The organism is Pseudomonas sp. S3_B08, from assembly GCF_054667725.1.
This window is the reverse complement of record NZ_CP162750.1, coordinates 2,224,222-2,251,145: the sequence shown is the minus strand read 5'-3', so window position 1 is coordinate 2,251,145 and position 26,924 is coordinate 2,224,222. Positions and strand designations below refer to the sequence as shown.

Below are 26,924 nucleotides of genomic sequence, written 5' to 3'. Positions count from 1 at the left end.
CCAGCCATTTGGATCTAACGATAGAACGAAAACCTGCATGTTGCCCTGAGGTGTTCTGATCGTTCCCACGCTCCGCGTGGGAATGCAGCCTTGGACGCTCTGCGTCCCTACGGTCTTGAGATCGCAGCCTTCGGCAGCTCCTAAAGGGGCGTCTGTGCATGAGTAGAACTTGTGATGATCTAGAATTTATTGAGTTTGTTTCATCAAGTCCGGTTCCCGACAATACCCGCCATCGAATAAGCATCTGGAGTTGTTTGTCATGGCACTGGCCCATTCCCTTGGATTTCCGCGCATCGGTCGCGATCGCGAACTGAAGAAAGCGCAAGAGGCGTTCTGGAAAGGAGAACTGCACGAGGCGGGCCTGCGTGACGTCGGGCGTGAGCTGCGCAAGGTCCATTGGGACTTGCAGAAAAACGCTGGCATCGACTTGCTGCCGGTTGGCGATTTCGCCTGGTACGACCAGGTGCTGACCCACTCGCTGATGTTCGGCGTGATCCCCGAGCGTTTCCGTCCGCATGACGGCAAAGCCACGCTGCACACTCTGTTCAGCATGGCCCGAGGCGTCAGCAATACTTGCTGCAGCGAAGGCCACGCTCAGGAAATGACCAAGTGGTTCGACACCAACTATCACTACCTGGTACCGGAATTCAGCGCCGATCAGCAATTCCAGCTCGGTTGGGAGCAGTTGTTTGAGGAAACCGAAGAGGCCCGTGTGCTGGGGCACAACGTCAAACCGGTGATCATCGGTCCGCTGACCTATCTGTGGCTGGGTAAAACCAAAGGCACCGATTTCGACAAGCTCGATTTGCTTGATCGCCTGCTGCCGCTGTACGGCCAGATCTTCGCGCGGCTGGCGGCATTGGGCGTGGAGTGGGTGCAGATCGATGAGCCGATTCTGGTGCTCGATTTGCCGCAGGACTGGAAGAATGCCTTCGAGCGCGCCTACAACCAGATCCAGCGCGATCCGCTGAAAAAACTGCTCGCCACGTACTTCGGTGGCCTGGAAGAAAATCTCGGTCTGGCGGCGAACCTGCCGGTCGATGGCTTGCACATCGATCTGGTGCGCGCGCCGGATCAGTACCCGACCATTCTGGATCGTCTGCCGGCTTATAAGGTGCTGTCGTTGGGTGTGGTCAACGGTCGGAACGTCTGGCGCTGCGATCTGCAAAACGCGCTGGCGACGCTGCGCCATGCTCATGAGCGTCTGGGTGATCGTTTGTGGGTAGCGCCGTCCTGCTCGTTGCTGCACAGCCCGGTTGATCTGGGCCGCGAAGACCAGCTCGATGCCGAACTGAAAAGCTGGCTGGCGTTCGCCGTGCAGAAGTGCGAAGAGGTCGCCGTGCTCGCTCAAGCGGTCAGCGAACCGGAAGCGCCGAAGGTACTGCGTGCCCTCGCGCAAAGCCGTTCGGTGCAGACCAGCCGCGCTGCCTCGCCGCGTATTCACAAACCGGCGGTGCAAGCGCGGGTCGCGGCGATCACTGCCAAGGATGCGCAACGGCAATCGCCGTTTGCCCAGCGTATTGCCAAACAGCGCGGCAAGCTCGACCTGCCGTTATTCCCGACCACCACCATTGGCTCGTTTCCGCAAACGGCGGCGATCCGTCTGGCGCGTCAGGCCTACAAGCAAGGCAAGCTCAGCGCGGCCGATTACACCGATGCGATGCACACGGAGATTCGCCACGCGGTGGAAATTCAAGAGCGCCTCGGCCTGGATGTGCTGGTGCACGGTGAGGCCGAGCGCAACGACATGGTCGAATACTTCGCCGAACAGCTCGACGGCTATGCCTTCACCCGCTTTGGCTGGGTGCAGAGCTACGGTTCGCGCTGCGTCAAACCGGCGGTGATTTTCGGCGACCTCAGCCGCCCGCAGGCGATGACGGTCGAGTGGATCCGCTACGCCCAAGGCCTAACCGACAAGGTCATGAAAGGCATGCTGACCGGCCCGGTGACCATGCTGATGTGGTCGTTCCCGCGCGAAGACGTCAGCCGCGAGGTGCAGGCTCAACAACTGGCGCTGGCCATTCGTGACGAGGTGAATGATCTGGAGGCGGCGGGAATCAAAATCGTCCAGATCGACGAAGCGGCGTTCCGTGAAGGCTTGCCGTTACGCCGGGCGCAGTGGCCGGCGTATCTGCACTGGGCGAGCGAAGCGTTCCGCCTGTGCGCCTCCGGCGTGCGCGACGAAACGCAGATCCACACGCACATGTGCTACAGCGAGTTCAACGATGTGATCGAGTCGATCGCGGCGATGGACGCCGATGTCATCACCATCGAAACCTCGCGTTCGGACATGGAACTGCTCGAAGCGTTTGAAGCGTTTGCCTACCCGAACGACATCGGCCCCGGCGTGTACGACATTCACTCGCCACGGATTCCCGATGTGTCGGAAATGGTCGGTTTACTGCGCAAAGCGGCGCAGCGTATTCCGGTGGAGCGGCTGTGGGTCAATCCGGATTGCGGGTTGAAGACCCGAGGCTGGCCAGAGACCGAAGCGGCGCTGGTGCACATGGTCAGCGCCGCGCGGCAACTGCGCAAAGAGTGGGCCTGACCCTTTACCGCCCTGGAATACATAACCTTTGTGGGAGCGAGCCTGCTCGCGAAAGCGGTGTGTCAATCGACACCATGTTGGATGACCTGACGCCTTCGCGAGCAGGCTCGCTCCCACAGAATTCGCGTTCTCCCCGTCATTCACGGCAACACACAAATCCTTTGTGGGAGCGAGCCTGCTCGCGAAAGCGGTGTGTCAGCCACCCATGCATCAGGCAAGGAAGCGCAATATCGGCGCACCATCGAACGGGTCTGTCAGATAGTGCGCCCTGACCCCGAAAGTCGTCTGTAACCGCTCCGGCGTCAGCACGTGCAGCGGCTCGCCCAGTGCCACCAGACGCCCGCGCTCCAGCACCGCCAGGCGATCGCACTTGAGCGCCTGATTGAGATCGTGCAGGGCGATCAGCGTGGTCACCGGCAGTGCGCGCACCACTTGCAGAATGCTCAACTGATGCTGGATGTCGAGGTGGTTGGCCGGCTCGTCGAGCAGCAGGATCTGCGGGCGCTGCGCCAGTGCGCGGGCGATGTGCACGCGTTGGCGTTCCCCGCCGGAGAGGCTGCGCCAGAGGCGGTTGCGCAGGTGCACGGCGTCGACGTCGACCAGCGCTTGCTCGACGATGGCGTCATCGGCCGGCGACCACGGTTGCAGCGCCGACAACCACGGCGTCCGCCCCAGCGCCACCGCGTCGAACACGCGAATGCCATCGTCGGTATCGGCCTGTTGCTCAACCACCGCGAGCGTCTGCGCGATAGTGCGCCGGGACATCTTGCCCAGCGTCCGACCGTCGAGCTGCACATGGCCCACGCTCGGTTCACGCAGGCCGGCGAGCAGTTTCAGCAGCGTGGATTTACCCGAACCGTTCGGCCCGACAATGCCCAGGGTCTCGCCGCGCTGAACGTCGAGGCTGACACCGTTGAGCAACTCGGCACCGCGCACCTTGAAGCCCAAACCAGCACAACTCAGAACCGTGTTCATCGCGCCGATCTCCGGCCTACCAGAATCAGCGCGAACACTGGCGCGCCGACCAGCGCGGTAATCACGCCGACAGGAATCACCTGACCCTTGATCAGGGTGCGTGACAGCACATCGGCGGCGATCAGAAACACTGCGCCGCCCAACGCACTGGCAGGCAGAAGACGCGCATGGCCGGTGCCGAGCAACAACCGCGCGGCATGGGGAATCACTAAGCCGACAAAACCGATCGAGCCGACAATCGACACCATCACCGCCGTCACCAGCGCGGCGCAGCCAATCAACAGAATCTGCACACGTCGCACTGGAATGCCGAGAGACGCCGCCGAGTCCGCACCAAAGGTGAACGCATCCAGCGCCCGGCGATGCCACAGACAAACAACCAACCCCAACACAGCCACCGGCACCGCCAGCCACACCGACGGCCAGCGCACGCCGCCGAGATTGCCGAGCAGCCAGAACATGATCCCCCGCGCTTGTTCGGAGCTGGCCGAGCGGGTGATCAGGAAAGCGGTGAGGGCGTTGAACAGCTGCGAGCCGGCAATCCCGGCCAGAATGATCTGCCCGGTGCCGCTGGCCGAGCCGCTGACTCGCGCCAACAGGATCACCAGTGCGAAAGCGGTCACCGCGCCGGCAAAAGCACCGACCGACAATGAAATCGCCCCGGCACCGACGCCGAGCAGGGCGACCATCACCGCGCCGGTCGAGGCGCCAGCAGAAATTCCCAGCAGATACGGATCGGCCAACGGATTGCGCAGCAGCGATTGCAGGATTACGCCACAGGTCGCCAGACCGGCGCCGCAGGCCGCCGCGACCAGCGCGCGGGTCAGGCGATAGTTCCAGACAATGCCTTCGTCGATCGGGTCGAGCACATAACCGGCGCCCCACAGCTTGTTCGCCAGCACCTGCAACACCACGCTCGGCTCGATCGAAGTCTCACCAATGGCCACGCCGCCAATCAGCGCGACCGACAGCGTCAACAGCACCAGCAGCAAACGGATCAGGCGTCTGCTCATGGCGACAGGTCGTAGCCGTTGATGGCGCTGGCCAGTTGTTCGAGGCCGTCGAAGGTGCGCAGGCTGGCCTGCATGGCCATGGCGTCAAGGATGATGATGCGGTTGTGCTTGACCGCGTCCATGTTGCGCGTCACCGGATCACTGCGCAGGAAGGCGAGTTTCTTCTGATAGTCGTCCGCCGGGAAACGTCGACGATCCATGCGCGCGATCACCAGAAACGTCGGGTTGGCCTTGGCGATGGTTTCCCAGCCGACGGTTGGCCATTCTTCATCCGACTCGACGACGTTGCGCACGCCGAGGGTGCTGAGCATGAAATCGGGCACACCTTTGTGCCCGGCCACGAAAGGCTCGATGTCCATCTCGGCGCTGGAGAACCACACCAGGGCGCTGACGTCTTTGCGCTGCTGCTTTTTCGCGGTGGCGATCGACTGCGCGAGGCTGGCTTTGAGCTGCTCATTGAGCTGCTCGCCACGCGCCTGCACATCGAAAATCGCCGCCAGTTGGCTCACGCTTTTGTAGATGCTGTCGATGCGAAACGGCGCCAGCCGCGTGCCGTCCGAACCGACGAGGTTGTCCTTGGCTTCGCAATCGGAGGGCAGCAGATAGGTCGGAATCTTCAGTTCATGAAACTGCTCGCGGGTGCCGACCGCGCCTTGCGGGCCGACCATCCATTCCAGCTCGACGGCAACCAGCTCCGGGCGTTTAGCGATCACCGCTTCGAAACTCGGCTCGTTATCGGCGAGGCGCTCGATCGTGTCGTTCTGCGCTTTGTATGTGCTCAGCACGTCGTTGAACCACAGCGAAGTGCCAACGACTTTGTCGCCCAGACCCAAGGCATAGAGCATTTCCGTGCCGGCCTGGCCGATGGTCACCGTGCGCGCAGGCGCGTGCTGAAAGGTCAGGCTGCTGCCACAGTTTTCGACGGTCAGCGGATACGCAGTCGGCGCCGCTTGCGCCAGGGGGCAAAGACTCAGAGTGGTGAGCAGGGTGGCAACGCGGGGCAGCAGCATGTGGCAGTCTCCAGAGGGAACCGTACGGGAGTGGGCGGGTACGGTTTGGAAACACACCTCGGGCGCGGTCGTGGAAACTGCGCAAGGCCGGCACGGGGAAAATGCGCACGGCACGATGTCCTTCCCGGACACCCCGCCGGTTGGTCAGTCACTGTGCCGGCAGGTCTCCTGACTGATGCGTCATCGCCACGCTCCGGCCTTCCCGGGGTTCACCCAGTGGCAGTCGAGGAGCAGGCTCGGCACCTACAGTTGCGGGGGCAGTTCCGATTGATGCGTGGAGCACCTCGGATTCCCTATTAATTCCGTGTGGAAACCGGCGCGGGCATGGTAGTCGATCAGGCCGCTGATGGGGAGCCGAATCTGCTTTGGTAGGAGCTGCCAAAGGCTGCGATCTTTTGATCTGGTCTTTAACGGGCAAGATCAAAAGATCGCAGCCTTCGGCAGCTCCTACACGGGTGCGTGTTTGCGTGGCGAAGCGTTTGCAATCCGAGGGTAAGCTTGGCTAGTATACGATCCATATACATTTCGTATCGGATATAGACATGGGCATCGTAAAGATTTCAGAGGACATGCACGAGAATCTGCGCATCTCCAGCAACGCCCTCAGCCGCTCGATCAACGCGCAGGCTGAGCACTGGATGCGCATCGGCATGCTCGCCGAGCTGCATCCCAATCTCGACCACAGCGCCATTTGCCGCCTGCTGATCCGCGCCGAACAGAATGGTGGGCTGGATCTGCAACAACTGACTCAGGAAGCCGTCAGCGCATGAGAAACCAGATCAAGATCAACACCCCGGCCGACATCGAAAAATCCCGCGCTGCCGGCAAACTCGCCGCTGAAGTGCTGGCAATGCTGGTGCCGCATGTGAAGGCTGGCGTGACCACCGATGAGCTGGATCGACTGTGCAACGATTACATCGTCAATGTGCAGAAGGCGGTGCCAGCCAATGTCGGTTATCACGGCTTCCCGAAAACCGTCTGCGCGTCGGTCAACGATGTGGTGTGCCACGGGATTCCATCGGGTACGCCATTGAAAGACGGCGACATCGTCAACCTCGACATCGCGGTGATCAAGGACGGCTGGTTCGGCGATACCAGTCGCATGTATGTGGTGGGCGAGGCGACTCGTGAAGCGCAGCACCTGATCAAGACCACCTACGAAGCCATGTGCGCAGGCATCCGTGCAGTGAAGCCGGGCGCAACGCTGGGCGATATCGGTCATGCGATCCAGCGCCTGGCGGAGGCGGAGGGCTTCAGCGTGGTGCGCGAGTACTGCGGCCATGGCATCGGCAAGGTCTATCACGACGAACCGCAAATCCTGCATTACGGCTTTCCCAATCAAGGGCTGAAGCTTAAGGCCGGGATGATTTTCACCGTGGAACCGATGCTCAATGCCGGCAAACGCCATGTGAAGAACATGCCGGATGGCTGGACCGTATTGACCAAGGATGGCTCCTTGTCGGCGCAGTGGGAGCATATGGTCGCGGTGACGGAGACCGGGTTTGAAGTGCTGACGGCTTGGCCGGATGAGATTGAAGGGTACCGGGCCATTGGCTAATACCGTGTCGCCTGCTTGCCCTCACCCTAGCCCTCTCCCAATGGGAGAGGGGACTGACCGAGGTGTTGTGCGAGATACGCCGACGTGCGATACCGAGTCGAACTTACATTTTGAACAGCATTAAGATCGGCTCCCTTTCCCCCTCGCCCCCCGTGGGGGAGAGGGCTGGGGTGAGGGGGTAGATCCAACTGACTCAGCGCAATCAGTGAGCACCGGCAGCCTTGTTCAAGTCGCTCTCGGTCCACTCGGTATAAACACAAGCATCCGCCGTCGCCCAGCGCACCCGTACCGGATCGCCGGCCTTGAGCGGCATGCCCGCTGCCGATAGCGCTTTCACCGTCATCGACGTCCCGCCCGCAGTCACCACGCTGCAGGTCTGGCTTTCACCGAGAAACAGCACCTCCACAACGTTCGCCGACACCTCATTCCAGCCCGCTGCCAGCGGCTCATCCAGCGCCTGCTGCGTGCTCAGCGCCAAGGCCTTTTCCGGACGCACCATCAGCAGCACATCCTGATCAGTGTGCAACCCGGACGTCAGCCGAATCGACAACGACTGGCCCTCGAAACTCGCCGCTGCATTGCCTTGCGCCTTGAGCTTGAGGAAGTTCGAATTACCCAGGAACGACGCGACAAATGCATTCGGCGGATTCTGATAAAGGTCATAACCACTGCCCAGCCCGACAATCTTGCCGTGGCTGAAAATCGCGATGCGTTGCGACAGACGCATGGCTTCTTCCTGGTCGTGGGTCACGTACACGATGGTGATACCCAGGCGTCGGTGCAGTTGGCGCAGTTCATCCTGCAAGTCCTCGCGCAGCTTCTTGTCCAGCGCGCCCAACGGTTCATCCATCAGCAGAATGCGCGGCTCGTAAACCAGCGCCCGGGCGATGGCAACCCGTTGTTGCTGGCCACCGGACAGTTGCGAAGGGCGGCGATGGGCGAACTGTTCGAGTTGCACCAGCTTCAACATCGCATCGACGCGCTTTTCGCGCTCGGCCGCAGCCAGTTTGCGAATGGTCAGAGGGAAGGCGATGTTGTCGCGTACCGACAGATGCGGGAACAGCGAGTAACGCTGAAAGACCATGCCGATGTCGCGCTTGTGCGGCGGCACGTTGACCAGCGACTGGCCGTTGACGAGGATCTCGCCGCTGCTCGGTGTTTCAAAACCGGCGAGCATCGACAGCGTGGTGCTTTTGCCCGAGCCGCTGGAGCCGAGGAAGGTGAGGAATTCACCGTCCTTGATGTCCAGCGAGATATTGTCGACGGCAGCGAAATCGCCGTAGTGCTTGTTCAGGTTGCGCAGGCTGACCAGGGGTTTGTCGTTCTGCTGGGATGCGTCTTTGATCACGGCACTCATGTCGTACTCCTGGGCGCTCAGGCGCTGATTTCGTTGCGCCGGCGCAGGGCGACGGCGATCACCATGACCAATACCGACAGGCCGATCAGCAGCGTCGAAGCGACGGCGATCACCGGGGTCAGGTCCTGGCGCAAAGTGGTCCACATTTTCACGGGAAGGGTTTGCAGAGTCGGGCTTGCCATCATCACGCTGAGCACCACTTCGTCCCAGGAAACGAGGAAGGCGAAGAGGGCGCCGGCGACCATCCCCGGACGAATCGCCGGGAACGTCACCTTGAACACCGCTTGCAAGCGCGAGGCACCGCAGATTACCGCCGCGTCTTCAATCGACTGATCGAACAGCTTCAGCGAGTTGATGATCGAGATGATGGTGAACGGCAGCGCGACGATCACATGGCTGACGACGAAGGCGAACATCGTTCCGGTGTAGCCGAGCTTGAGAAACAGCGCGTACACCGCCACGGCAATGATCACCAGCGGCACGATCATCGGCAGGGTGAACAGGCCATAGAGCATCTCGCGGCCGGGAAAGCGTCCGCGCACCAGCGCAAACGCGGTCGGCAAACCGAGCGCCACAGCGCAGATGGTGGTCAGCACGGCAACTTTTAGGCTGGCGGCGGCGGCGTTCATCCAGTCGGGATTGGAGAAGAACTGGCCGTACCATTTCAGCGTCCAGCCCGGTGGCGGGAACACCAGCCACTGCGAGGAGCCGAACGACAGCAGCACGATGAACACGATCGGCAACAGCAGGAACAGGCCGATCAGCCCAGTCGTAGCGTAGAGGCCGAAACGCATGCGCCGGCTCATGGCATTGGGGGTCAGGAGCATGTCGGCTTACCTCGCGTTACTGGCGCCAACCGGGGATTCCGGTTGAAGCTTCAGGTAGAAGTAGAACAGCACCAGGGTAATTGCGATCAGCAACGCGGCGCCGGCACTGGCCAGGCCCCAGTTGAGGAACGATTGCACCTGCTGAATGATGAACTCCGGCAGCATCATGTTCTGCGCCCCGCCGAGCAGCGCGGGGGTGACGTAGTAACCGAGCGACATTACGAACACCATCAAACCGCCGGACGCCAGACCCGGCCGGCACAGCGGCAGGAACACCCGGAAGAAGTTGGTCCACGGACTGGCGCCACAGATCGAGCCGGCCTGCAGGATCATCGGGTCGATGGCCTGCATGGTCGCCTGCAACGGCAGTACGATGAACGGGATCATGATGTAGCTCATGCCGATCACCACGCCCGTCAGGTTGTGCACCATCTCCAGCGGTTGATCGATGATGCCCATGGCCATCAAGGTCTTGTTGATTACGCCCGAGGCTTGCAGCAACACCAGCCACGAATAGGTGCGGGCGAGCAGGCTGGTCCACATCGACAGCAGCACGATGTTGAGGATCCAGCGCCCCCAGCCGCGCGGCACCAGGGTGATCGCCCAGGCCAGCGGAAAGCCCAAGAGCAGGCTGAACAGCGTCACCAGCCCGGCCACCGAAAAGGTGTTGAGCAGCACTCGCGCATAGGCCGAGTTGGCGAACAACTGTTCGTAGTTGCCGAGACCAGGCACAGGTTCCAGCACACCGCGCAACAGCAGGCCAATCAACGGCGCGAGAAAGAACAGGCCGAGGAACAGCAGCGCCGGTACGAGGTTGCCGGCGCCGCGCCAGCGTTGCTTGAAAGCCGAACCGGCAGCGCCGGCGGCGCTCCCGGTGGCAGTGGAAGGACGGGGCGCAGTGGCCGCGATTTTCATTTGACCAGCCATTCGTTCCACCGTGTCGCGATAGCCGGACCGTTCTTGGCCCAGTAAGCGAAATCAAGGGTGATCTGATCCTTGGCGTAAGCCGTCGGCAGGTTGGGGGCCAGCGTCGAATCCAGACGCTCCACACTGTCGAGGTTGACCGGCGCGTAGGCGGTCAGGTTGGAGAAGTCGGCCTGGCCTTTGGCGCTGCTGGCATTGGCGAGGAACTTCATCGCCGCATCTTTGTTTTTCGAGCCTTTGGGGATGACCAGAATGTCGGCCATGACCAGGTTCTGCTTCCAGCTCACGCCGACCGGTGCGCCGTCTTCCTGCAGGGCGTGCACCCGACCGTTCCAGAACTGGCCCATGCTCGCTTCGCCGGACGCCAGCAGTTGCTGCGACTGCGCACCGCCGCCCCACCAGACGATGTCTTTCTTGATGGTGTCGAGTTTCTTGAAGGCGCGATCCAGATCCAGCGGGTAGAGCTTGTCAGCCGCAACGCCGTCGGCCAGCAGCGCCAGTTCGAGCACGCCGGGGCTTGGCCATTTGTACAGGGCGCGCTTGCCCGGGTAGGTCTTGGTGTCGAACAGCGCGCTCCAGTCCTGCGGCTTGTTGGCGCCGAGCTTGCCTTCGTTGTAGCCGAGGACAAAGGAGAAGAAGAACGAACCGACGCCGTGATCGCTGACAAAGCGCGGGTCGATCCTGTCGCGCTGGATCACTTTGAAATCGAGGGGTTCGAGCAGGCCTTCGGCAGCGGCGCGCAGGGCGAAATCGGCTTCGACATCGACCACGTCCCACTGCACGTTGCCGCTTTCGACCATGGCCTTGAGTTTGCCGTAGTCGGTGGGGCCGTCCTGGACGACGGTGATGCCGCTGGCCTTGCTGAACGGATCGGCCCAGGCCTGTTTCTGCGCATCCTGGGTGCTACCGCCCCAGCTGACAAAATTCACGCTTTCGGCAGCCATTGCAGCCTGGCCGGTAACGCTGAGCAGTCCCGCGAAAAAGATCGCGGTTGCAGCTTTGTTCAACACCATGTTCACGCCCTCATTGTTGTGTTTTTGAGCGGGCCTTGCGTTGTTGCCCGCCTGTCGGGAGCAGTAGCTGGACGCTTTTTCACGTCGTCCGGTATATGGAATATCATATTATGGTATTCCAAACTTTGTGCAAGCACTTTGCCTTACCGGTTATCTGGCCGGTTGGTTTTTTTGAGCCGTTCGGCCTGAGATATTTTGTGAATGTGAGATCCAGCCCCTCACCCCAGCCCTCTCCCAAGGGGAGAGAGGGAAAGGGAGTCGATCTTCATGCTGTTCAAAACCGAGCCCGATTCGGTAATGGGAAAGGAGTGGATCCGTATGCTGCTCAAAGCTGAGTTCGACTCGGTATCCCAGGTCGATGTATAGCGACCGGTCAACGCGGTCGGCTCCCTCTCCCTTTGGGAGAGGGCTGGGGTGAGGGCGGCGTCATTCAGTGAACGGAATGCTCTCAACCACCTCAAGGTCATACCCGGTCAACCCTGCATACTTCAGCGGTGGGCCAAGGTGGCGCAGCTTGCCAACCCCAAGGTTCTGCAGAATCTGCGCCCCCGTCCCGACCTCGGAATAAATCCGCGACTGCGAGCGGCTGAACTGCCGTGGCGGCTGGGTCAACTGCGGCACGCGCTCCAGCAACGCCTGCGACGATTCATGATTGGCCAGCACGACCACAACTCCATGACCTTCCGCCGCGACCCGTTGCAACGCTGCCCAGAGGGTCCAGTTCGTCGGTCCGCTGTACTCGGCGCCGACCAGATCGCGCAGCGGATCGATCACATGCACGCGCACCAGCGTCGGCTCTTCGCGGCGCAGGTCGCCCATGACCATCGCCATGTGCACGCCACCTTCGATGCGATCTTCGAAGGTGATCAAACGGAAGGTGCCATGCACCGTCGGCAGCTCACGTTCACCGATGCGTTCGATGGTGTGCTCGGTGCTCAGGCGATAGTGGATCAGGTCAGCAATGGTGCCGATCTTGATCCCGTGTTTGCGTGCGAACTGCTCCAGATCCGGGCGGCGGGCCATGGTGCCGTCGTCGTTCATCACTTCGACAATCACCGAGGCGGGGGTGAACCCGGCCAGGCGCGCCAGATCGCAACCGGCCTCGGTGTGCCCGGCGCGGGTCAGCACGCCACCTTCCTTGGCGCGCAACGGGAAGATGTGGCCTGGCTGCACCAGGTCTTCGGCGCGGGCATTTGGCGCCACGGCGGCGGCGACTGTGCAGGAGCGATCTGCGGCGGAAATGCCGGTGGTCACGCCGACCGCCGCTTCGATCGACACGGTAAATGCAGTGCTGAACACACTGCCGTTGGCGGGTACCATTTGCTCCAGGCCCAGACGCTGGCAATGTTCGTCGGTGAGGGTCAGGCAGATCAGCCCGCGTGCTTCGCGGGCCATGAAGCTGATAGCCTCCGGCGTGCAACGGTCGGCGGCCAGCAGCAGGTCGCCTTCGTTCTCGCGGTCTTCGTCATCGACCAGCAGGACCATTTTGCCGAGGCGATAATCTTCGATGATTTCTTCGATGCTGTTGAAGGCCATGCTGGACTCTCAGGGTTCGTTGGAAATATATTGGTATACCATAATACAAAATCAACAAAGAGGTCACTATGAAGGCGTACTGGATTGCACACGTGGATATAGCCGATGCCGAGCACTACAGCCAATACACCCAGCGCACCCCGCAGGCGATTGCCGCATTCGGCGGCAAGTTTCTCGCCAGAGGCGGGCGCAGCGAGGCGCTGGAAGGCCGGCAGACGCCGCAGCGCACAGTGATCATCGAGTTCGACAGCTACGAACAGGCCGTGGCGTGCTATCGCTCGGCGGCGTATCAGGAGGCGAAAAGTTACCGCGAAGAATGGGCGAGGGCGGAGATCATCATCGTAGAAGGCATCGCCCCGAACTGAGCCACACCACCAAACTATGTGGGAGCGAGCCTGCTCGCGAATGCGTTCGATCATTCAACATTTGTATCGACTGACACGACGCCTTCGCGAGCAGGCTCGCTCCCACAGGGGTATAGGTGGTGATCAGCGCATGAAATGGATTTTGCCGCTGTCATCATTACCCATGTAGATCCCGTAAACTCCAGCCTGGCGCTCTTCGATATAGCGCTCGAGAATCTGCCGGATCGCCGGGTAGTAGATCTGCTCCCAGGGAATCTCTTCAGGGGCGAAGAACTTGTAATCCATGGTTTCCGGCCCAAACTGCCCGGTGATCTCCAGGGCGATGGCGCGGAAGATGATGTACACCTCGCTGATCTTCGGCACGCTGAAAATCGAATACGGCGAGACGATTTCCGCGCGCACGCCGCTTTCTTCCCAGACTTCGCGCAGCGCCGCCTGCTCGGTGGTTTCGCCGCTTTCCATGAAACCTGCGGGCAGCGTCCAGGTGCCCGGGCGCGGCGGGATCGCCCGTTGGCACAAGAGGTATTTGCCGTCCTGCTCGATGATGCAGCCGGCGATGATCTTCGGATTGACGTAGTGGATGTAGCCGCAGGCGCGGCACATCAGGCGCTCGTGCGTATCGCCCGGCGGCGTCTGCTGACCAAGGTCAGGGCCACCGCATTTCGGGCAAAAGCTCGGGCTGAACACGTCATTGACCTATGCGCGGTTCTTTCAGCGCGATCGGCAGGGTGATCGCCGGAGTGCCTTTGACGGCGACGCCGGTTTCTTCCTGTTTGCGCTTGAGGTAATCGAGGGCCACGGCAGCCGCCGCGCGGACGTGATCCACACAGGCCTGATGCGCCGCCAGCGGATCGCCGCTCTTGATCGCCTCGACCATTTTTTCCATCTCGTGATTACTCGCGCCGCGTCGGTTTTCTTGGGAGACCGAGGTCGCGCGCAGATAGCTGATGCGCGCCTGCAACTGGCGCAATTGCGTGGCGGCGACATGGTTGCCCGAGCCTTCGAGCAGCACGTCGTAGAAGCCCTGCACCGAGTCGATCACCTGTTGCAGCTCGCCGTCCTTCAACGCCTTGCGGTTGTCATCGAGGGCTTTTTCCAGGGCCTTGATGTCCTTGGCTTTGGCACGCAGGGTGAACAACTGCACGATCAAGCCTTCGAGCACGCAACGCAATTCGTAGATATCGACGGCGTCGTCGAGGGTGATGATGGCTACGCGCGGGCCTTTGGCGTCGGCGAATTCCACCAGGCCTTCGGACTCAAGGTGACGCAAGGCTTCGCGCACCGAAGTGCGGCTGACACCGAGGCGATCACAGAGGTCGCGTTCGACCAGGCGATCGCCTGGCATGAGCTGGAAATTCATGATCGCGCTACGCAGTTTGTCCAGCACGATTTCGCGCAGGGTAACGGGGTTGCGATTGACCTTGAAGCTGTCGTCGAGTGGCTGGCGTTTCATGGGGTCCGCTCTTGAGCTTGGCTGTCCATGCCAGACGGGCATCAAAACAGCCGAGGGTTAACTGGAGGCCTCGGCGTCGGCTTCGGCAAAGGCTTCACGGGCCAGCCGGAAACTGTCCACGGCCGCCGGAACGCCGCAATAAATGCCGACCTGAAGCAGAATTTCGCGTATTTGCTCACGACTCAGGCCGTTACGCAAGGCGCCACGCACATGCAGCTTGAGTTCATGCGGGCGGTTGAGCGCCGAGATCATCGCCAGGTTGATCATGCTGCGCTCCTTGAGCGACAGACCCTCACGCCCCCAGACATGTCCCCAGCAGTATTCGGTGACCATTTCCTGCAGCGGACGGGTGAAATCGTCGGCGTTCTCGATCGAGCGCTGAACATAGGCTTCGCCGAGCACCTGAGTGCGGATTTTCAGACCCTTTTCGTACTTTTCGTTACTCATATTCTTTGCCTCACCTCAATCCCTGTGGGAGCTGGCTTGCCAGCGATAGCGGACTATCAGCCAACATCAATGTTGAATGTTAAGCCCTCATCGCTGGCAAGCCAGCTCCCACAGGGTTTTGCATTGTCGCTTCAGGCCAGAGTCGGCAACGGGCCGAGCTTGCCTTTGTGATAAATCATCGGCGTCACCGGTTGCTCGGGCAGGATCAGGTTCTTCACTGCGCCGACAATGATCGCGTGATCGCCGCCGTCGTATTCACGCCACAACTCGCACTCGATGATCGCCGTCGCCTTGGCCAGAATCGGGTTACCGAGTTCGCTCAAATGCCACTCGATGCCCTTGGCCTTTTCCTTGCCCTTGCCGGCGAACGCGTAGGCTTCGGCGGTCTGCTCGGCGGAGAGCAAATGGATGGCGAATTTCTTGCTGTCGCGCAGTACCGGGTAGGTGTCGGAGGCGTAGTTAGGGCAGAACAGCACCAGCGCCGGGTCGATCGACAGCGCGCTGAACGCGCTGGCGGTGATACCGACGATGCCGCCGTCCGGGTCGAGGGTGGTGACCACCGTGACGCCGGACGGGAACGAGCTCATGACGTCTTTGTAAATGCCGGGTTCGATCATTTCGCAGGACTCCTAGCGCATCACAAACGGATCAGGCATTGGCGCCTGGGAGAGGTTGATCCACACCGTTTTCAGTTCGGTGTAGGCCAGCACCGAGTCGATGCCGCTTTCGCGTCCATAGCCACTGTTCTTGAAGCCGCCGATCGGCGCCATCGCCGACACTGCGCGGTAAGTGTTGACCCAGATAATCCCCGAGCGCACATCGCGGGCCAGACGATGGGCGCGACCCAGGTCGCGGGTCCAGATGCCGGCAGCGAGGCCGAACTGCGAGTCGTTGGCGATCGCCAGCGCTTCGGCTTCGTCTTTGAAACGAATCACCGAAGCCACCGGGCCGAAGACTTCTTCCTGCATGATCTTCATCGAATTGCGGTCGCACTCGAACAGCGTCGGCTCGTAGAACCAGCCTTCACCGAGATCCGCCGGACGCTTGCCACCGGTGCGCAAACGCGCGCCTTCGGCGATCGCATCGGCGACCAGACCTTCGACCACCGCCAGTTGCTGCGCGGTGGCCATCGGACCCATTTCACTGTTGTCTTCCTGTGGGTTGCCGATGCGGATGCGCTGGGCGCGCTCGACCAGACGATTGACGAACTCGTCGTAGATTTCGTCCTGCACCAGCAAGCGCGAACCGGACACGCAACTCTGCCCGGACGCCGCGTAGATCCCGGCAATCGCGCCGTTGATCGCGCTGTCGAGATCGGCGTCGGCAAAAATGATGTTCGGCGACTTGCCGCCCAGCTCCAGCGACAGCTTGGCGAAATTCTCGGCGCTGCTGCGCACTACATGCCGAGCCGTGGCCGCGCCGCCGGTGAAGGCGATCTTGCGGATCAGCGGATGACGGGTGAGGGCGGCGCCAGTGCTCGGGCCGTATCCGGTGACGACGTTGACCACGCCCGGCGGAATCCCGGCTTCGAGGGCCAGGCGTGCTAGCTCGAGAATGGTCGCCGAGGCGTGCTCGGACGGCTTGATCACAATCGTGTTGCCGGCGGCGAGGGCCGGGGCCAGTTTGATCGCGGTCAGGTACAGCGGGCTGTTCCATGGAATGATCGCGGCAACCACACCCATGGCTTCGTGCACGGTGTAGGCAAACAGATCGGGCTTGTCCAGCGGCAGGGTGCCGCCTTCAAGCTTGTCGGCGAGGCCTGCGGTGTAGTGGAAGAACTCCGGCAGATAGCTGACCTGGCCACGGGTTTCGCGGATCAGCTTGCCGTTGTCGCGGCTTTCAAGCTGCGCCAGGTGTTCCTTGTTTTCTGCGATCAGATCACCGAGGCGGCGCAGCAGTTTGCCGCGCGCAGTGGCGGTGAGGCCGCGCCACGCCGGGCTGTCAAAAGCAGTTTGCGCTGCTTGCACGGCGCGTTCGACGTCCGCTTCATCGGCGTCGGGCAATTGCGCCCAGGCTTGCGCGGAGGCCGGGTTGAGGCTTTCGAAGGTCTTGCCGGAGAGGGCGTCGACCCAGTCTCCGCCGATGCACATCTGGAAGCGTGCGAGTGTCATGCAACGATCCCCTTTATATGGTTTTGTCGGGCGTGTGCGAATTGGAGAAATTCCAGCAGCATCTGATTGACCAGACGCGGCGACTCTACCGGCATCATATGCCGTTGCTCGGGCAGCACGGCAACCTTCGCGCCGGGGATGCGTCGGGCCAGTTGCTCGGCCATTTCCGGCGTCGAGCCAGGGTCGAGCTCGCCAGTGGCGATCAGTGTCGGCGCCTGAATGCTGCTCAGGTCGTCGGCGCGATACATGTCCTGGGTGGCAAACAATTCATAAGTGGTCAGGTAACCCTGCGGATCGTTGTTGGCCAGGGTCTGGCGCAACGCGGCGATCTGCGCCGGGTTGGCCGCCTGATATTCACGGCTGAACCAGCGTGACAGGGCGGCTTCGGCGTTGGCGTCCGGGCCATGTTCGGCAGCCTGCGCAGTGCGCGCGATGACACCGGCACGCTGTTCTTCGCTGCGGTTGAACACACTGTTCAACACCACCAGGCTTTGCAGGCGCTCCGGGTAGTGCAGGGCGAAGGCCCGCGCGACCAGACCGCCCATGGAGAAACCGATCACCGCTGCCTGGGGCAGATTGAGGTGATCGAGCAGCTCGAGCAACTGATCGGCGTAACCGAGCAGGTCGGTGCCGCTGGCCGGGCGCGGGCTGGCGCCGTGGCCGAGCATGTCGTAGGCGATCACCTGATATTGGCTGGCGAGGCCGACAATCTGCCCGCCCCACATTTCTTTGTTCAGGCCCACGCCGTGGATCAAGACCACGGGCTGGCCTTGGCCGGTCGCCAGGTAACTGGTGCCAGCCGGGGTGAGTTCAGCGGTGAGCCGAATCATGGAGCGCTCCTGCAATGCCTTTCTTGTTGTGATTACTGGGCTTTTTCGGCGGCCAGTTCTTCCAGATCGATGTAGCGGTTGCCGATACGCGGGTGCAGGCGGCCACCGTCGGCGCAACCCAGCACGACGACGATTTCGTCGGCACGCGGCGCGTCTTCGATCTGCATTTCCAGGGTGATGTAGTGCGAACGCAGGCCTTCGTCGTCCTTGTGCATCATCGGGATCTGAATCGACGTGCCCGGACCGCCGCGCTTGTTGGTAAAGCTCAGGTAGCTCTTGGCTTTCACCGCTTCGCGATAGTGGTTGCCGAAGCGCAGCGTATGGATCACCGCGGAGGCGTGTTCGATCTCGCCGTCAGCGCCGACCACGGCGGCTTTGCCGTAAGCCTCGATCTTCTCGGCGCCACCAATGATGCCCACCAGGCGCTCGACCATCATGGCGCCGAGGTCGGAGCAGTTGGCGCGGATCTGCGGCTTGAGGTCTTCGACAAAACCGTGGCCCACCCACGGGTTCTTCATCACCACGGCGAGGCCGACCATGGTCACCGGCTTGTCAGTGGACTTGCCGCCTTCGATGAAGGTTTCTTCGACATAGCTGACGATCTTGCGAATTTCGAAACTCATGAGCTGCTCCGTTTGGGGGATTGAGAGTGTCTGTGCGTCTGATGGTATACCATAATACCGATCCTGCAAGTCCCCTCCGCAACAATTGCGTCATCCATCCTACGAATGGCTGCGCATTCACCCTTTGTCGCAAAACCAACCATCACTACAAACCCTGTGGGAGCGAGCCTGCTCGCGAAAGCGGTGGGTCAGCCAATAAACAGGGTGACTGATACACCGCATTCGCGAGCAGGCTCGCTCCCACAGGGAAAATGATGGGTTACAGAGAGCCGCTTTCGGTTAACAAAAGATAACGCGGCGCCGATTGTCAGACATTTGCAAAGCCCGATAGGATGAGCCAGCTTCCGAAGGGGCTCTGGATTGCGGGTTTCAGGACTATGCTTCTGATCTGCCACTAGCCGAGCACCCTTGCGGCGCCCTTGAAGGCCCGATGGCCCAACAATAATAAATAGGGGAAGGTCTATGAGTCGTTGCCGCCCGCCGGCGTTACGCAACACCGCGTTGCTGGCCACAGCACTCTCGCTGCTGGGCTTTACCACGTTATCGGCACCTGTGATTGCCGCCGAGGCCCCGGCTGACGTGGTCTATGCCACGGAATCGGCCAAGGCCGCGAAAAGCCTGATTCTTGATGTCGTCCATGCTGGCGCGCGTCTGGTCGCGGTCGGCGATCGCGGGCACATCGTCTATTCCGATGACCAGGGCAAGACCTGGACCCAGGCCAAGGTGCCGACGCGGCAACTGCTCACCGCCGTGTATTTCGTCGACGACAAAAACGGTTGGGCCGTGGGCCACGACGCGCAGATTCTCGCCAGCGCAGACGGCGGTCTGACCTGGACCAGACAATTCGAAGACCTCGCACGCGAATCGCCGCTGCTCGACGTCTGGTTCAAGGACGCCAGCAGCGGCTTTGCCGTGGGCGCCTACGGCACGCTGTTGGAAACCACCGACGGCGGCAAAAACTGGGAAGACGTCAGCGACCGCCTCGACAACGAAGACCAGTTCCACCTCAACGCCATCGCCGCCGTGAAAGACGCCGGGCTGTTCATCGTCGGCGAGTCCGGCAGCATGTTTCGCTCCGCCGATGACGGCCAGACCTGGGAAAAACTCGAAGGCCCATACGAAGGTTCGCTGTTCGGCGTTCTCGCTACGGCGCAGCCGCAGACCCTGCTGGCTTACGGCTTGCGCGGCAACCTTTATCGCTCCACTGATTTCGGCAGCAACTGGGAGCAGGTCGAACTCAAAGCTGCACGTGGTGCGCTGGAGTTCGGTCTGTCTGGCGGCACGCTGCTGGAAGACGGCTCGATCGTCATCGTCGGTAACGGTGGTTCGGTGATCAGCAGCAGTGACAACGGCGAAACCTTCAGCGTGTTCAACCGCCCGGATCGCATTTCGCTGTCGTCGGTCACCGCCGCTGGCAACGGCAACCTGATTCTGACCGGGCAGGGTGGTTTGCACATCACCCAGCCAAACGGTGCCGAGACCAATAACAAGAAGGCGGGGCTATGACTTCCTTGATCACTCCTCAGCAGGAAAAGGCGACGGTTCTCGAGCGCCTGATCTTCAACAACCGTCCGGCCGTGATCCTGATCTGCCTGGTGGTGAGCATTTTCCTGTTCTGGCAGGCCACGCTGATCCGGCCGTCGACCAGTTTTGAAAAAATGATCCCGCTGCAGCATCCCTTCATCGAAAAGATGATGGAACACCGCAACGATCTGGCGAACCTGGGCAACACCGTACGTATTTCGGTGGAAGCCACCGACGGTGACATCTTCTCCAAGGAGTACATGGAGACCCTGCGCCAGATCAACGACGAAGTGTTCTACATTTCCGGCGTCGACCGTTCCGGGCTCAAATCGCTGTGGAGCCCGAGCGTACGCTGGACCGAAGTGACCGAAGAGGGTTTCGCCGGCGGTGAAGTGATTCCGCAGAGCTACAACGGTTCCCAGGACAGCCTCGATCTGCTGCGCAACAACGTGCTCAAGTCCGGCCAGGTCGGGCGTCTGGTGGCCAACGATTTCAAGTCGAGCATCGTCGACATCCCACTGCTGGAGGCCTATCCGGACCCGCAGGACCAAGGCAAGTTGCTGGCGCTGGACTATCGCCAGTTCTCCCATGAGCTCGAAGACAAGATCCGCAACAAGTTCGAAGCGCAGAACCCCAACATCAAGATCCACATCGTCGGTTTCGCCAAGAAGGTCGGTGACCTGATCGACGGTCTGGTGATGGTGGTGCTGTTCTTCGGTGTCGCCTTCGTCATCACCCTGATTCTGCTGCTGTGGTTCACCAACTGCCTGCGCAGCACCATCGCTGTGTTGAGTACGACGCTGGTGGCGGTGGTCTGGCAGCTCGGGTTGATGCACTTCTTCGGCTTCGGCCTCGACCCGTATTCGATGCTGGTGCCGTTCCTGATTTTCGCCATCGGCATTTCCCACGGCGTGCAGAAAATCAACGGTATCGCCCTGCAATCCAGCGAGGCCGATAACGCCCTGACCGCTGCGCGGCGCACCTTCCGCCAGTTGTTCCTGCCGGGGATGATCGCGATTCTGGCCGATGCGGTGGGCTTCATCACGCTGCTGATCATCGACATCGGCGTGATCCGTGAACTGGCGATCGGCGCGTCGATCGGCGTGGCGGTGATCGTGTTCACCAACCTGATCCTGCTGCCGGTGGCGATTTCCTATGTCGGCATCAGCAAGCGCGCGATTGCCAAGAGCAAGAAGGACGCCAACCGCGAGCACCCCTTCTGGCGCCTGCTGTCGAACTTCGCCAGCCCGAAAGTCGCGCCGATTTCGGTAGCGCTGGCGCTGATCGCCTTCGGCGGCGGCCTCTGGTACAGCCAGAACCTGAAGATCGGCGACCTCGACCAGGGCGCGCCGGAACTGCGTCCGGACTCGCGCTACAACAAGGACAACAACTTCATCATCAGCAACTACTCGACCAGCTCCGACGTGCTGGTGGTGATGGTCAAGACCAAAGCTGAAGGCTGCTCGCGCTACGAAGCCATGGCGCCGATCGATCAGCTGATGTGGAAGATGCAGAACACCGAGGGCGTGCAGTCGGCGATCTCGCTGGTGACCGTGTCCAAGCAGATGATCAAGGGCATGAACGAGGGCAACCTGAAATGGGAAACCCTGTCGCGCAACCCGGACGTACTGAATAACTCGATCGCCCGCGCCGATGGCCTGTACAACAACAGCTGCTCGCTGGCACCGGTACTGGTGTTCCTCAACGACCACAAGGCCGAAACCCTCGACCGTGCGGTGCAAGCGGTGCAGGAGTTTGCCAAGGAAAACAACAAGGACGGCCTGGAATTCATCCTCGCTGCTGGTAACGCCGGGATCGAAGCGGCCACCAACGAGGTCATCAAACAGGCTGAGCTGACCATCCTGATCCTGGTGTACATCTGCGTGGCGGTGATGTGCATGATCACCTTCCGCTCATGGGCAGCGACCCTGTGCATCGTCTTGCCGCTGGTGCTCACCTCGGTGCTCGGCAACGCGCTGATGGCGTTCATGGGCATCGGCGTGAAAGTCGCGACGCTGCCGGTGGTGGCGTTGGGCGTGGGGATTGGCGTGGACTACGGCATCTACATCTACAGCCGCCTGGAAAGTTTCCTGCGTGCCGGGCTGCCGTTGCAGGAAGCCTATTACCAGACCCTGAAGTCCACCGGTAAAGCGGTGCTGTTCACCGGCCTGTGCCTGGCGATCGGCGTATGCACCTGGATCTTCTCGGCGATCAAGTTCCAGGCCGACATGGGCCTGATGCTGACCTTCATGCTGCTGTGGAACATGTTCGGCGCGCTGTGGCTGCTGCCGGCGCTGGCCAAGTTCCTGATCAAGCCGGAGAAGCTGGCGGGGCAGAAGGGCAATTCGCTGTTTGCCCACTGATCTGAAGGCCTGAAACGACAAAGCCGCAACCTTGAGGGGTTGCGGCTTTTTTTGTGAATCAAGATCAAGAGCCCCTCACCCTAGCCCTCTCCCGGAGGGAGAGGGGACTGACCGAGGGGGTGCGGCTAGATATATCGACCTGAAATACCGAGTCGGTTATGGATTCACAGCAGAACGTTCAAGTCGGCGTAAATCTCAAATATTCCCCAATCGGTCCCCTCTACCTCTGGGAGAGGGCTAGGGTGAGGGCAAGCGGTCTCAAGCCCTAAGAAAGCTCAGCGCCAAGCACCACACTCAACGCACTGCGCGCATCATCCAGCTGCACCAGCGTCGCATGCCGGGCGCCCAGGGCATCACGATTCTCGATCGCCGTCAGAATCGCCTTGTGTCGCGGCAACGCCAGTTCATGCAGATTCGGCCGTTGATTGGAATGCTTCAACGCCTCGGCAATCGCTACCGCCAACATATTGCACAGGTTCGCCAGCAGGTCGTTGTGCGTCGCATCGGCGATGCGGCTGTGGAAGTCCAGGTCCGGCTGCAACAGCGCTTCCGGGGTCGGCGCGGCTTCCATGCGTTGGTAGGCTTCGTTGATCGCGGCGATGTCGGCATCGGTTGCATGCTGAGCGGCGAGGGCGGCCGCTGCCGGCTCGATGATGCTGCGCACGCTGGTCAGCACGTTGAAGAATTCATTCTGCGGGCTGCTTTGCATCAGCCAGTGCAGCACGTCCGGGTCGAGCATGTGCCATTCGCGGCGAGCCTTGACCACGGTGCCGACGCGCGGTTTGGAATACACCAGACCCTTGGCCACCAGCACCCGCGTCGCTTCGCGCAATACCGGGCGACTGACCGCGTACTCCTCGCAAAGCAGGGCTTCGGCGGGCAGTTTGTCGTCGGGCAAAAAGCGTCCGGAGACGATCTGCATGCCCAGTTCCTGGACGATGCGCGAGTGCATGCTTTTACGGTCGGAAGGTTTGCGGTAATCCATGGGGAGTGGCGCGATCCTGAGCGATGGAGATGCCGCGCATCATAGCAGGCACGGCACAGATTTGAGGCGATACGCAAAAGCAACTGTGGGAGCGAGCCTGCTCGCGAAGGCGGCATATCAGTCAAATAGATGTCGACTGACACTCCCTCTTCGCGAGCAGGCTCGCTCCCACAGGGGAATTGCGCTGTTAGTGCGAGTGGCGCGGGACTTCAGCACCTCGGCAACCAACCAGGAAGTCAAAGTCGCAACCCTGATCCGCCTGCAGCACGTGATCGATGTACAGTTGACGATAACCGCCCACCAGCAACTGCTGCGGTGCTTGCAGATCGGCCATGCGTGCCGCCAGTTCAGCATCCGGAATGTCCAGATGCAGACGGCCGCTGGCGCAATCGAGTTCGATCCAGTCGCCTTCCTTTACTGCCGCCAAAGGCCCGCCCGCTGCCGCTTCCGGCGCGACGTGCAAAACCACCGTGCCGTAAGCGGTGCCGCTCATGCGTGCATCGGAAATGCGCACCATGTCCGTCACGCCTTGCGCCAACAGCTTGGCCGGCAGGCCCATGTTGCCGACTTCAGCCATGCCCGGATAACCCTTCGGCCCGCAGTTCTTCATCACCAGAATCGAATCCTTATCGACGTCCAGCTCCGGATCGTTGATCCGCGCCTTGTACATGTCGAAGTTCTCGAACACCACGGCGCGACCGCGATGCTGCATCAGTTCAGCGCTAGCGGCGGACGGCTTGAGCACCGCGCCCAGCGGCGCCAGATTGCCGCGCAACACGCAGATGCCACCGTCAGCGCGAATCGGATTGTCGAGGGTGCGGATCACTTGGTCTTCGCCATAGATCGGCGCGTCCTTGGTGTTCTCGCCGATGGACTTGCCGTTGACGGTCAGTGCGTTCGGGTTGGGGATCAGATTGGCTTCACCGAGGCGACGCAGTACCGCTGGCAGGCCACCGGCGTAGTAGAACTCTTCCATCAGGAAACGCCCGGACGGTTGCAGGTCGACGATGGTCGGCATGCCGCGACCGATGCGGGTCCAGTCGTCCAGATCGAGCTCGACGCCGATGCGCCCGGCAATGGCTTTCAAGTGGATCACCGCATTGGTCGAACCACCGATGGCGGCGTTGACGCGAATGGCGTTTTCAAAGGCTTCCTTGGTGAGGATCTTCGACAGTTTCAAATCTTCGCGAACCATCTCCACCGCACGCATGCCGGACATGTGCGCCAGCACATAACGCCGTGCATCTACGGCCGGAATCGCGGCGTTGTGCGGCAGCGAAGTGCCCAGCGCTTCAGCCATGCACGCCATGGTCGACGCGGTGCCCATGGTGTTGCAGGTGCCCGCCGAACGCGACATGCCGCCCTCGGCTGCGAGGAAGTCATCGATGGTGATGGTGCCGGCCTTGACCTGTTCGCTGAGCTGCCAGACCACGGTGCCGGAACCGATGTCCTTGCCCTTGTGCTTGCCGTTGAGCATCGGCCCGCCGGTGACGACGATGGCCGGCACGTCGCAACTGGCCGCGCCCATCAGCAGTGCTGGAGTGGTTTTGTCGCAACCGGTGAGCAGCACGACGCCGTCGATCGGGTTGCCGCGAATCGCTTCTTCAACGTCCATGCTCGCCAGGTTGCGGGTGAGCATGGCGGTCGGGCGCAGGTTCGATTCGCCGTTGGAGAACACCGGAAACTCCACCGGAAAACCACCAGCCTCGATCACCCCGCGTTTGACGTGCTCCGCGATCTGGCGGAAGTGCGCGTTGCACGGGGTCAGTTCCGACCAGGTGTTGCAGATGCCGATGATCGGCTTGCCGTGGAACTGATGGTCGGCGATGCCCTGATTCTTCATCCAGCTGCGGTACATGAAGCCGTTCTTGTCGGCCGTGCCAAACCATTGGGCGGAGCGCAGGGTGGGTTTCTTATCAGACATGATCGATTCTCTTATTGTAAGACTATTGTTTGCGAGCTGACGCTTAATCTAAGCGCAAAATCGACGCTTTGGAAGTGTTGTTGGGTAATTAGTATTACTATATAGTCGTTTTCGACGGAGGGATGGCCCTGGTTGTTTTTGGCGAGAGGTGTCCCCCGAGGTTCTATAAAAACAACAATCGGAGACCGATCTCATGAGCCAGGAATTGCGGCTTGTCCGGCGCATCACACTGAAACTGATTCCCTTCCTGATCCTGCTATACCTGATCGCCTATGTGGATCGCTCCGCCGTCGGCTTCGCCAAGCTGCACATGGGCGCCGACATCGGCATCGGCGACGCCGCCTACGGCCTGGGTGCCGGGCTGTTTTTCATCGGCTATTTTCTTCTCGAGATTCCCAGCAACCTGATGCTCGAACGCTTCGGCGCGCGGCGCTGGTTCGCGCGGATCATGATCACCTGGGGCGCGATCACCATCGGCATGGCCTTCGTGCAAGGACCGCACAGCTTCTATGTGATGCGCTTTCTGCTCGGCGCGGCCGAGGCGGGCTTCTTCCCCGGCGTGCTGTACTACATCACCCAATGGTTCCCGGTGCGCCATCGCGGCAAGATCCTCGGCCTGTTCATCCTCTCGCAACCCATCGCGATGATGATCACCGGTCCCGTGTCCGGCGGTTTGCTCGGCATGGACGGCATCCTCGGCCTGCACGGCTGGCAGTGGCTGTTCATCGTCATCGGCACCCCGGCGATCCTGCTGACCTGGCCGGTGCTGCGCTGGCTGCCGGACGGCCCGCAGCAAGTGAAGTGGATGGATCAGGCGGAAAAAGACTGGCTGACCGGCGAACTGAAAAAGGACTTGCAGGAGTACGGCCAGACCCGTCACGGCAACCCTCTGCATGCGTTGAAAGACAAACGCGTGTTGCTGCTGGCGCTGTTCTATCTGCCGGTGACCCTGAGCATTTATGGCCTCGGCCTGTGGCTGCCGACGTTGATCAAACAGTTCGGCGGCAGCGATCTGGTGACCGGATTCGTCTCTTCGGTGCCATACATTTTCGGGATCATCGGCCTGCTGATCATTCCGCGTAGCTCCGACCGTTTGAACGATCGCTACGGCCACTTGGCGGTGCTCTATGTGCTCGGTGCGCTGGGCCTGTTCCTCAGTGCCTGGCTGTCGCTACCGGTGGCGCAACTGGCGGCGCTGTGTCTGGTGGCGTTCGCGCTGTTCTCATGCACCGCGGTGTTCTGGACCTTGCCGGGGCGTTTCTTTGCTGGCGCGAGTGCCGCGGCGGGGATTGCCTTGATCAACTCGGTCGGCAACCTCGGCGGTTACATCGGGCCGTTCGTGATCGGCGCGTTGAAGGAATACACCGGCAATCTGGCTTCGGGGTTGTACTTCCTCTCGGGCGTGATGGTGTTCGGGCTGATTCTGACCGGCGTCGTTTACCGCGTGCTGGAACGCAAGCATGTGCTGCCCGTCGACCAGTTCGCCGCCAGCGCCCGTGGCGCGACCCGAACCTGACTGACCAACACTGGCCCCTGTG

The 26,924-nt window shown here is 61.2% G+C and carries 24 protein-coding genes and 1 riboswitch; of the genes, 7 read left to right on the top strand and 17 right to left on the bottom strand.

The window, feature by feature from the left end; genetic code table 11:
* The first annotated feature begins 259 nt into the window (after window positions 1–259).
* On the top strand, window positions 260–2,548 hold the full coding sequence (gene metE / locus AB4N73_RS10165) for a 5-methyltetrahydropteroyltriglutamate--homocysteine S-methyltransferase (protein ID WP_460143372.1): 2,289 nt from the start codon (window positions 260–262) through the stop codon (window positions 2,546–2,548).
* A gap of 210 nt (window positions 2,549–2,758) precedes the next feature.
* Here the strand turns inward: metE and AB4N73_RS10160 are convergent, their stop codons facing one another.
* From AB4N73_RS10160 to AB4N73_RS10150, 3 genes are read right to left on the bottom strand one after another with little or no spacing between them, the layout of a single operon-like run.
* Window positions 2,759–3,523 (bottom strand): ABC transporter ATP-binding protein, encoded by a 765-nt coding sequence (locus AB4N73_RS10160; protein WP_460143371.1) that lies wholly within the window; start codon window positions 3,521–3,523, stop codon window positions 2,759–2,761.
* Window positions 3,520–4,536: a FecCD family ABC transporter permease gene (locus AB4N73_RS10155; protein ID WP_041480056.1), complete on the bottom strand. Its 1,017-nt coding sequence runs from the start codon at window positions 4,534–4,536 to the stop codon at window positions 3,520–3,522. The genes AB4N73_RS10160 and AB4N73_RS10155 overlap by 4 nt, the downstream gene beginning before the upstream one ends.
* Window positions 4,533–5,546, bottom strand: coding sequence for an ABC transporter substrate-binding protein (locus AB4N73_RS10150; RefSeq protein WP_460143370.1), 1,014 nt, complete (start codon window positions 5,544–5,546; stop codon window positions 4,533–4,535). Before AB4N73_RS10150 ends, AB4N73_RS10155 begins: the two co-directional genes overlap by 4 nt.
* Window positions 5,547–5,687: 141 nt before the next feature.
* Window positions 5,688–5,879: riboswitch (cobalamin riboswitch) on the bottom strand.
* A gap of 209 nt (window positions 5,880–6,088) precedes the next feature.
* Between AB4N73_RS10150 and AB4N73_RS10145 the strand changes: the two genes are divergently transcribed.
* Together AB4N73_RS10145 and map are read left to right on the top strand one after the other, a co-directional pair.
* Entirely contained in the window at window positions 6,089–6,316 is a 228-nt protein-coding gene (locus tag AB4N73_RS10145; RefSeq protein ID WP_007918027.1) for a ParD-like family protein, read from the top strand.
* Entirely contained in the window at window positions 6,313–7,104 is a 792-nt protein-coding gene (gene map, locus AB4N73_RS10140; RefSeq protein WP_460061698.1) for a type I methionyl aminopeptidase, read from the top strand. The genes AB4N73_RS10145 and map overlap by 4 nt, the downstream gene beginning before the upstream one ends.
* A gap of 202 nt (window positions 7,105–7,306) precedes the next feature.
* Here map and AB4N73_RS10135 read toward each other — a convergent pair whose 3' ends face one another.
* From AB4N73_RS10135 to ribBA, 5 genes are all read right to left on the bottom strand, one after another.
* A complete protein-coding gene (locus AB4N73_RS10135) occupies window positions 7,307–8,461 on the bottom strand; it encodes an ABC transporter ATP-binding protein (RefSeq protein WP_460061696.1) in 1,155 nt (384 codons plus the stop codon).
* A 17-nt stretch (window positions 8,462–8,478) separates the two neighbouring features.
* On the bottom strand, window positions 8,479–9,288 hold the full coding sequence (locus AB4N73_RS10130; RefSeq protein WP_460143369.1) for an ABC transporter permease: 810 nt from the start codon (window positions 9,286–9,288) through the stop codon (window positions 8,479–8,481).
* A 6-nt stretch (window positions 9,289–9,294) separates the two neighbouring features.
* Window positions 9,295–10,203 carry an ABC transporter permease gene (locus AB4N73_RS10125; RefSeq protein WP_056789380.1) on the bottom strand — a complete coding sequence of 303 codons (909 nt, stop codon included), beginning with the start codon at window positions 10,201–10,203 and terminating at the stop codon, window positions 9,295–9,297.
* Entirely contained in the window at window positions 10,200–11,225 is a 1,026-nt protein-coding gene (locus AB4N73_RS10120; protein ID WP_016775018.1) for an ABC transporter substrate-binding protein, read from the bottom strand. The genes AB4N73_RS10125 and AB4N73_RS10120 overlap by 4 nt, the downstream gene beginning before the upstream one ends.
* 426 nt (window positions 11,226–11,651) lie before the next feature.
* Complete coding sequence (gene ribBA / locus AB4N73_RS10115) at window positions 11,652–12,761, bottom strand: bifunctional 3,4-dihydroxy-2-butanone-4-phosphate synthase/GTP cyclohydrolase II (protein WP_460143368.1); 1,110 nt, start codon at window positions 12,759–12,761, stop codon at window positions 11,652–11,654.
* A 68-nt stretch (window positions 12,762–12,829) separates the two neighbouring features.
* On the opposite strand from ribBA, the gene AB4N73_RS10110 reads away from it, so the two are divergent.
* A complete protein-coding gene (locus tag AB4N73_RS10110) occupies window positions 12,830–13,126 on the top strand; it encodes a DUF1330 domain-containing protein (RefSeq protein ID WP_236169613.1) in 297 nt (98 codons plus the stop codon).
* A gap of 123 nt (window positions 13,127–13,249) precedes the next feature.
* On the opposite strand, the gene AB4N73_RS10105 is transcribed toward AB4N73_RS10110, so the two are convergent.
* The 7 genes from AB4N73_RS10105 to AB4N73_RS10075 all read right to left on the bottom strand — a co-directional run bounded on the left by AB4N73_RS10105 (window position 13,250) and on the right by AB4N73_RS10075 (window position 18,590).
* The gene (locus AB4N73_RS10105) at window positions 13,250–13,813 is read right to left on the bottom strand and encodes an NUDIX hydrolase (RefSeq protein ID WP_460143367.1); all 564 of its coding nucleotides are present in this window, start codon (window positions 13,811–13,813) and stop codon (window positions 13,250–13,252) included.
* 1 nt (window position 13,814) lies between these two features.
* Window positions 13,815–14,579 carry a GntR family transcriptional regulator gene (locus AB4N73_RS10100; RefSeq protein ID WP_016775014.1) on the bottom strand — a complete coding sequence of 255 codons (765 nt, stop codon included), beginning with the start codon at window positions 14,577–14,579 and terminating at the stop codon, window positions 13,815–13,817.
* A 57-nt stretch (window positions 14,580–14,636) separates the two neighbouring features.
* Complete coding sequence (locus AB4N73_RS10095) at window positions 14,637–15,026, bottom strand: carboxymuconolactone decarboxylase family protein (protein ID WP_007968634.1); 390 nt, start codon at window positions 15,024–15,026, stop codon at window positions 14,637–14,639.
* Window positions 15,027–15,157: 131 nt separating this feature from the next.
* Window positions 15,158–15,643, bottom strand: coding sequence for a flavin reductase family protein (locus AB4N73_RS10090; protein ID WP_056789390.1), 486 nt, complete (start codon window positions 15,641–15,643; stop codon window positions 15,158–15,160).
* Window positions 15,644–15,655: 12 nt separating this feature from the next.
* Window positions 15,656–17,137 (bottom strand): aldehyde dehydrogenase, encoded by a 1,482-nt coding sequence (locus tag AB4N73_RS10085; RefSeq protein WP_056789392.1) that lies wholly within the window; start codon window positions 17,135–17,137, stop codon window positions 15,656–15,658.
* A complete protein-coding gene (locus AB4N73_RS10080; RefSeq protein ID WP_071172700.1) occupies window positions 17,134–17,967 on the bottom strand; it encodes an alpha/beta fold hydrolase in 834 nt (277 codons plus the stop codon). The genes AB4N73_RS10085 and AB4N73_RS10080 overlap by 4 nt, the downstream gene beginning before the upstream one ends.
* 32 nt (window positions 17,968–17,999) lie before the next feature.
* Window positions 18,000–18,590: an amino acid synthesis family protein gene (locus AB4N73_RS10075; protein ID WP_056789406.1), complete on the bottom strand. Its 591-nt coding sequence runs from the start codon at window positions 18,588–18,590 to the stop codon at window positions 18,000–18,002.
* 462 nt (window positions 18,591–19,052) lie between these two features.
* Between AB4N73_RS10075 and AB4N73_RS10070 the strand changes: the two genes are divergently transcribed.
* Window positions 19,053–20,096, top strand: coding sequence for a WD40/YVTN/BNR-like repeat-containing protein (locus tag AB4N73_RS10070; RefSeq protein ID WP_460143366.1), 1,044 nt, complete (start codon window positions 19,053–19,055; stop codon window positions 20,094–20,096).
* Window positions 20,093–22,477 (top strand): efflux RND transporter permease subunit, encoded by a 2,385-nt coding sequence (locus AB4N73_RS10065; protein ID WP_042606775.1) that lies wholly within the window; start codon window positions 20,093–20,095, stop codon window positions 22,475–22,477. The genes AB4N73_RS10070 and AB4N73_RS10065 overlap by 4 nt, the downstream gene beginning before the upstream one ends.
* A 265-nt stretch (window positions 22,478–22,742) precedes the next feature.
* On the opposite strand, the gene AB4N73_RS10060 is transcribed toward AB4N73_RS10065, so the two are convergent.
* On the bottom strand, window positions 22,743–23,462 hold the full coding sequence (locus AB4N73_RS10060; protein WP_024013185.1) for a FadR/GntR family transcriptional regulator: 720 nt from the start codon (window positions 23,460–23,462) through the stop codon (window positions 22,743–22,745).
* Window positions 23,463–23,649: 187 nt separating this feature from the next.
* Window positions 23,650–25,386: an IlvD/Edd family dehydratase gene (locus AB4N73_RS10055; protein WP_041480068.1), complete on the bottom strand. Its 1,737-nt coding sequence runs from the start codon at window positions 25,384–25,386 to the stop codon at window positions 23,650–23,652.
* 193 nt (window positions 25,387–25,579) lie between these two features.
* On the opposite strand from AB4N73_RS10055, the gene AB4N73_RS10050 reads away from it, so the two are divergent.
* On the top strand, window positions 25,580–26,902 hold the full coding sequence (locus AB4N73_RS10050) for an MFS transporter (protein WP_071172697.1): 1,323 nt from the start codon (window positions 25,580–25,582) through the stop codon (window positions 26,900–26,902).
* Window positions 26,903–26,924 lie beyond the last annotated feature (22 nt).

Coding starts and splice junctions, on each gene's coding strand:
- metE (WP_460143372.1), top strand. CDS start 260: ATGGCACTGGCCCATTCCCTTGGATTTCCGCGCATCGGTCGCGATCGC.
- AB4N73_RS10110 (WP_236169613.1), top strand. CDS start 12,830: ATGAAGGCGTACTGGATTGCACACGTGGATATAGCCGATGCCGAGCAC.
- AB4N73_RS10080 (WP_071172700.1), bottom strand. CDS start 17,967: ATGATTCGGCTCACCGCTGAACTCACCCCGGCTGGCACCAGTTACCTG.
- AB4N73_RS10055 (WP_041480068.1), bottom strand. CDS start 25,386: ATGTCTGATAAGAAACCCACCCTGCGCTCCGCCCAATGGTTTGGCACG.
- AB4N73_RS10135 (WP_460061696.1), bottom strand. CDS start 8,461: ATGAGTGCCGTGATCAAAGACGCATCCCAGCAGAACGACAAACCCCTG.
- ribBA (WP_460143368.1), bottom strand. CDS start 12,761: ATGGCCTTCAACAGCATCGAAGAAATCATCGAAGATTATCGCCTCGGC.
- AB4N73_RS10125 (WP_056789380.1), bottom strand. CDS start 10,203: ATGAAAATCGCGGCCACTGCGCCCCGTCCTTCCACTGCCACCGGGAGC.
- map (WP_460061698.1), top strand. CDS start 6,313: ATGAGAAACCAGATCAAGATCAACACCCCGGCCGACATCGAAAAATCC.
- AB4N73_RS10155 (WP_041480056.1), bottom strand. CDS start 4,536: ATGAGCAGACGCCTGATCCGTTTGCTGCTGGTGCTGTTGACGCTGTCG.
- AB4N73_RS10075 (WP_056789406.1), bottom strand. CDS start 18,590: ATGAGTTTCGAAATTCGCAAGATCGTCAGCTATGTCGAAGAAACCTTC.
- AB4N73_RS10070 (WP_460143366.1), top strand. CDS start 19,053: ATGAGTCGTTGCCGCCCGCCGGCGTTACGCAACACCGCGTTGCTGGCC.
- AB4N73_RS10145 (WP_007918027.1), top strand. CDS start 6,089: ATGGGCATCGTAAAGATTTCAGAGGACATGCACGAGAATCTGCGCATC.
- AB4N73_RS10095 (WP_007968634.1), bottom strand. CDS start 15,026: ATGAGTAACGAAAAGTACGAAAAGGGTCTGAAAATCCGCACTCAGGTG.
- AB4N73_RS10130 (WP_460143369.1), bottom strand. CDS start 9,288: ATGCTCCTGACCCCCAATGCCATGAGCCGGCGCATGCGTTTCGGCCTC.
- AB4N73_RS10100 (WP_016775014.1), bottom strand. CDS start 14,579: ATGAAACGCCAGCCACTCGACGACAGCTTCAAGGTCAATCGCAACCCC.
- AB4N73_RS10050 (WP_071172697.1), top strand. CDS start 25,580: ATGAGCCAGGAATTGCGGCTTGTCCGGCGCATCACACTGAAACTGATT.
- AB4N73_RS10090 (WP_056789390.1), bottom strand. CDS start 15,643: ATGATCGAACCCGGCATTTACAAAGACGTCATGAGCTCGTTCCCGTCC.
- AB4N73_RS10150 (WP_460143370.1), bottom strand. CDS start 5,546: ATGCTGCTGCCCCGCGTTGCCACCCTGCTCACCACTCTGAGTCTTTGC.
- AB4N73_RS10160 (WP_460143371.1), bottom strand. CDS start 3,523: ATGAACACGGTTCTGAGTTGTGCTGGTTTGGGCTTCAAGGTGCGCGGT.
- AB4N73_RS10060 (WP_024013185.1), bottom strand. CDS start 23,462: ATGGATTACCGCAAACCTTCCGACCGTAAAAGCATGCACTCGCGCATC.
- AB4N73_RS10085 (WP_056789392.1), bottom strand. CDS start 17,137: ATGACACTCGCACGCTTCCAGATGTGCATCGGCGGAGACTGGGTCGAC.
- AB4N73_RS10120 (WP_016775018.1), bottom strand. CDS start 11,225: ATGGTGTTGAACAAAGCTGCAACCGCGATCTTTTTCGCGGGACTGCTC.
- AB4N73_RS10065 (WP_042606775.1), top strand. CDS start 20,093: ATGACTTCCTTGATCACTCCTCAGCAGGAAAAGGCGACGGTTCTCGAG.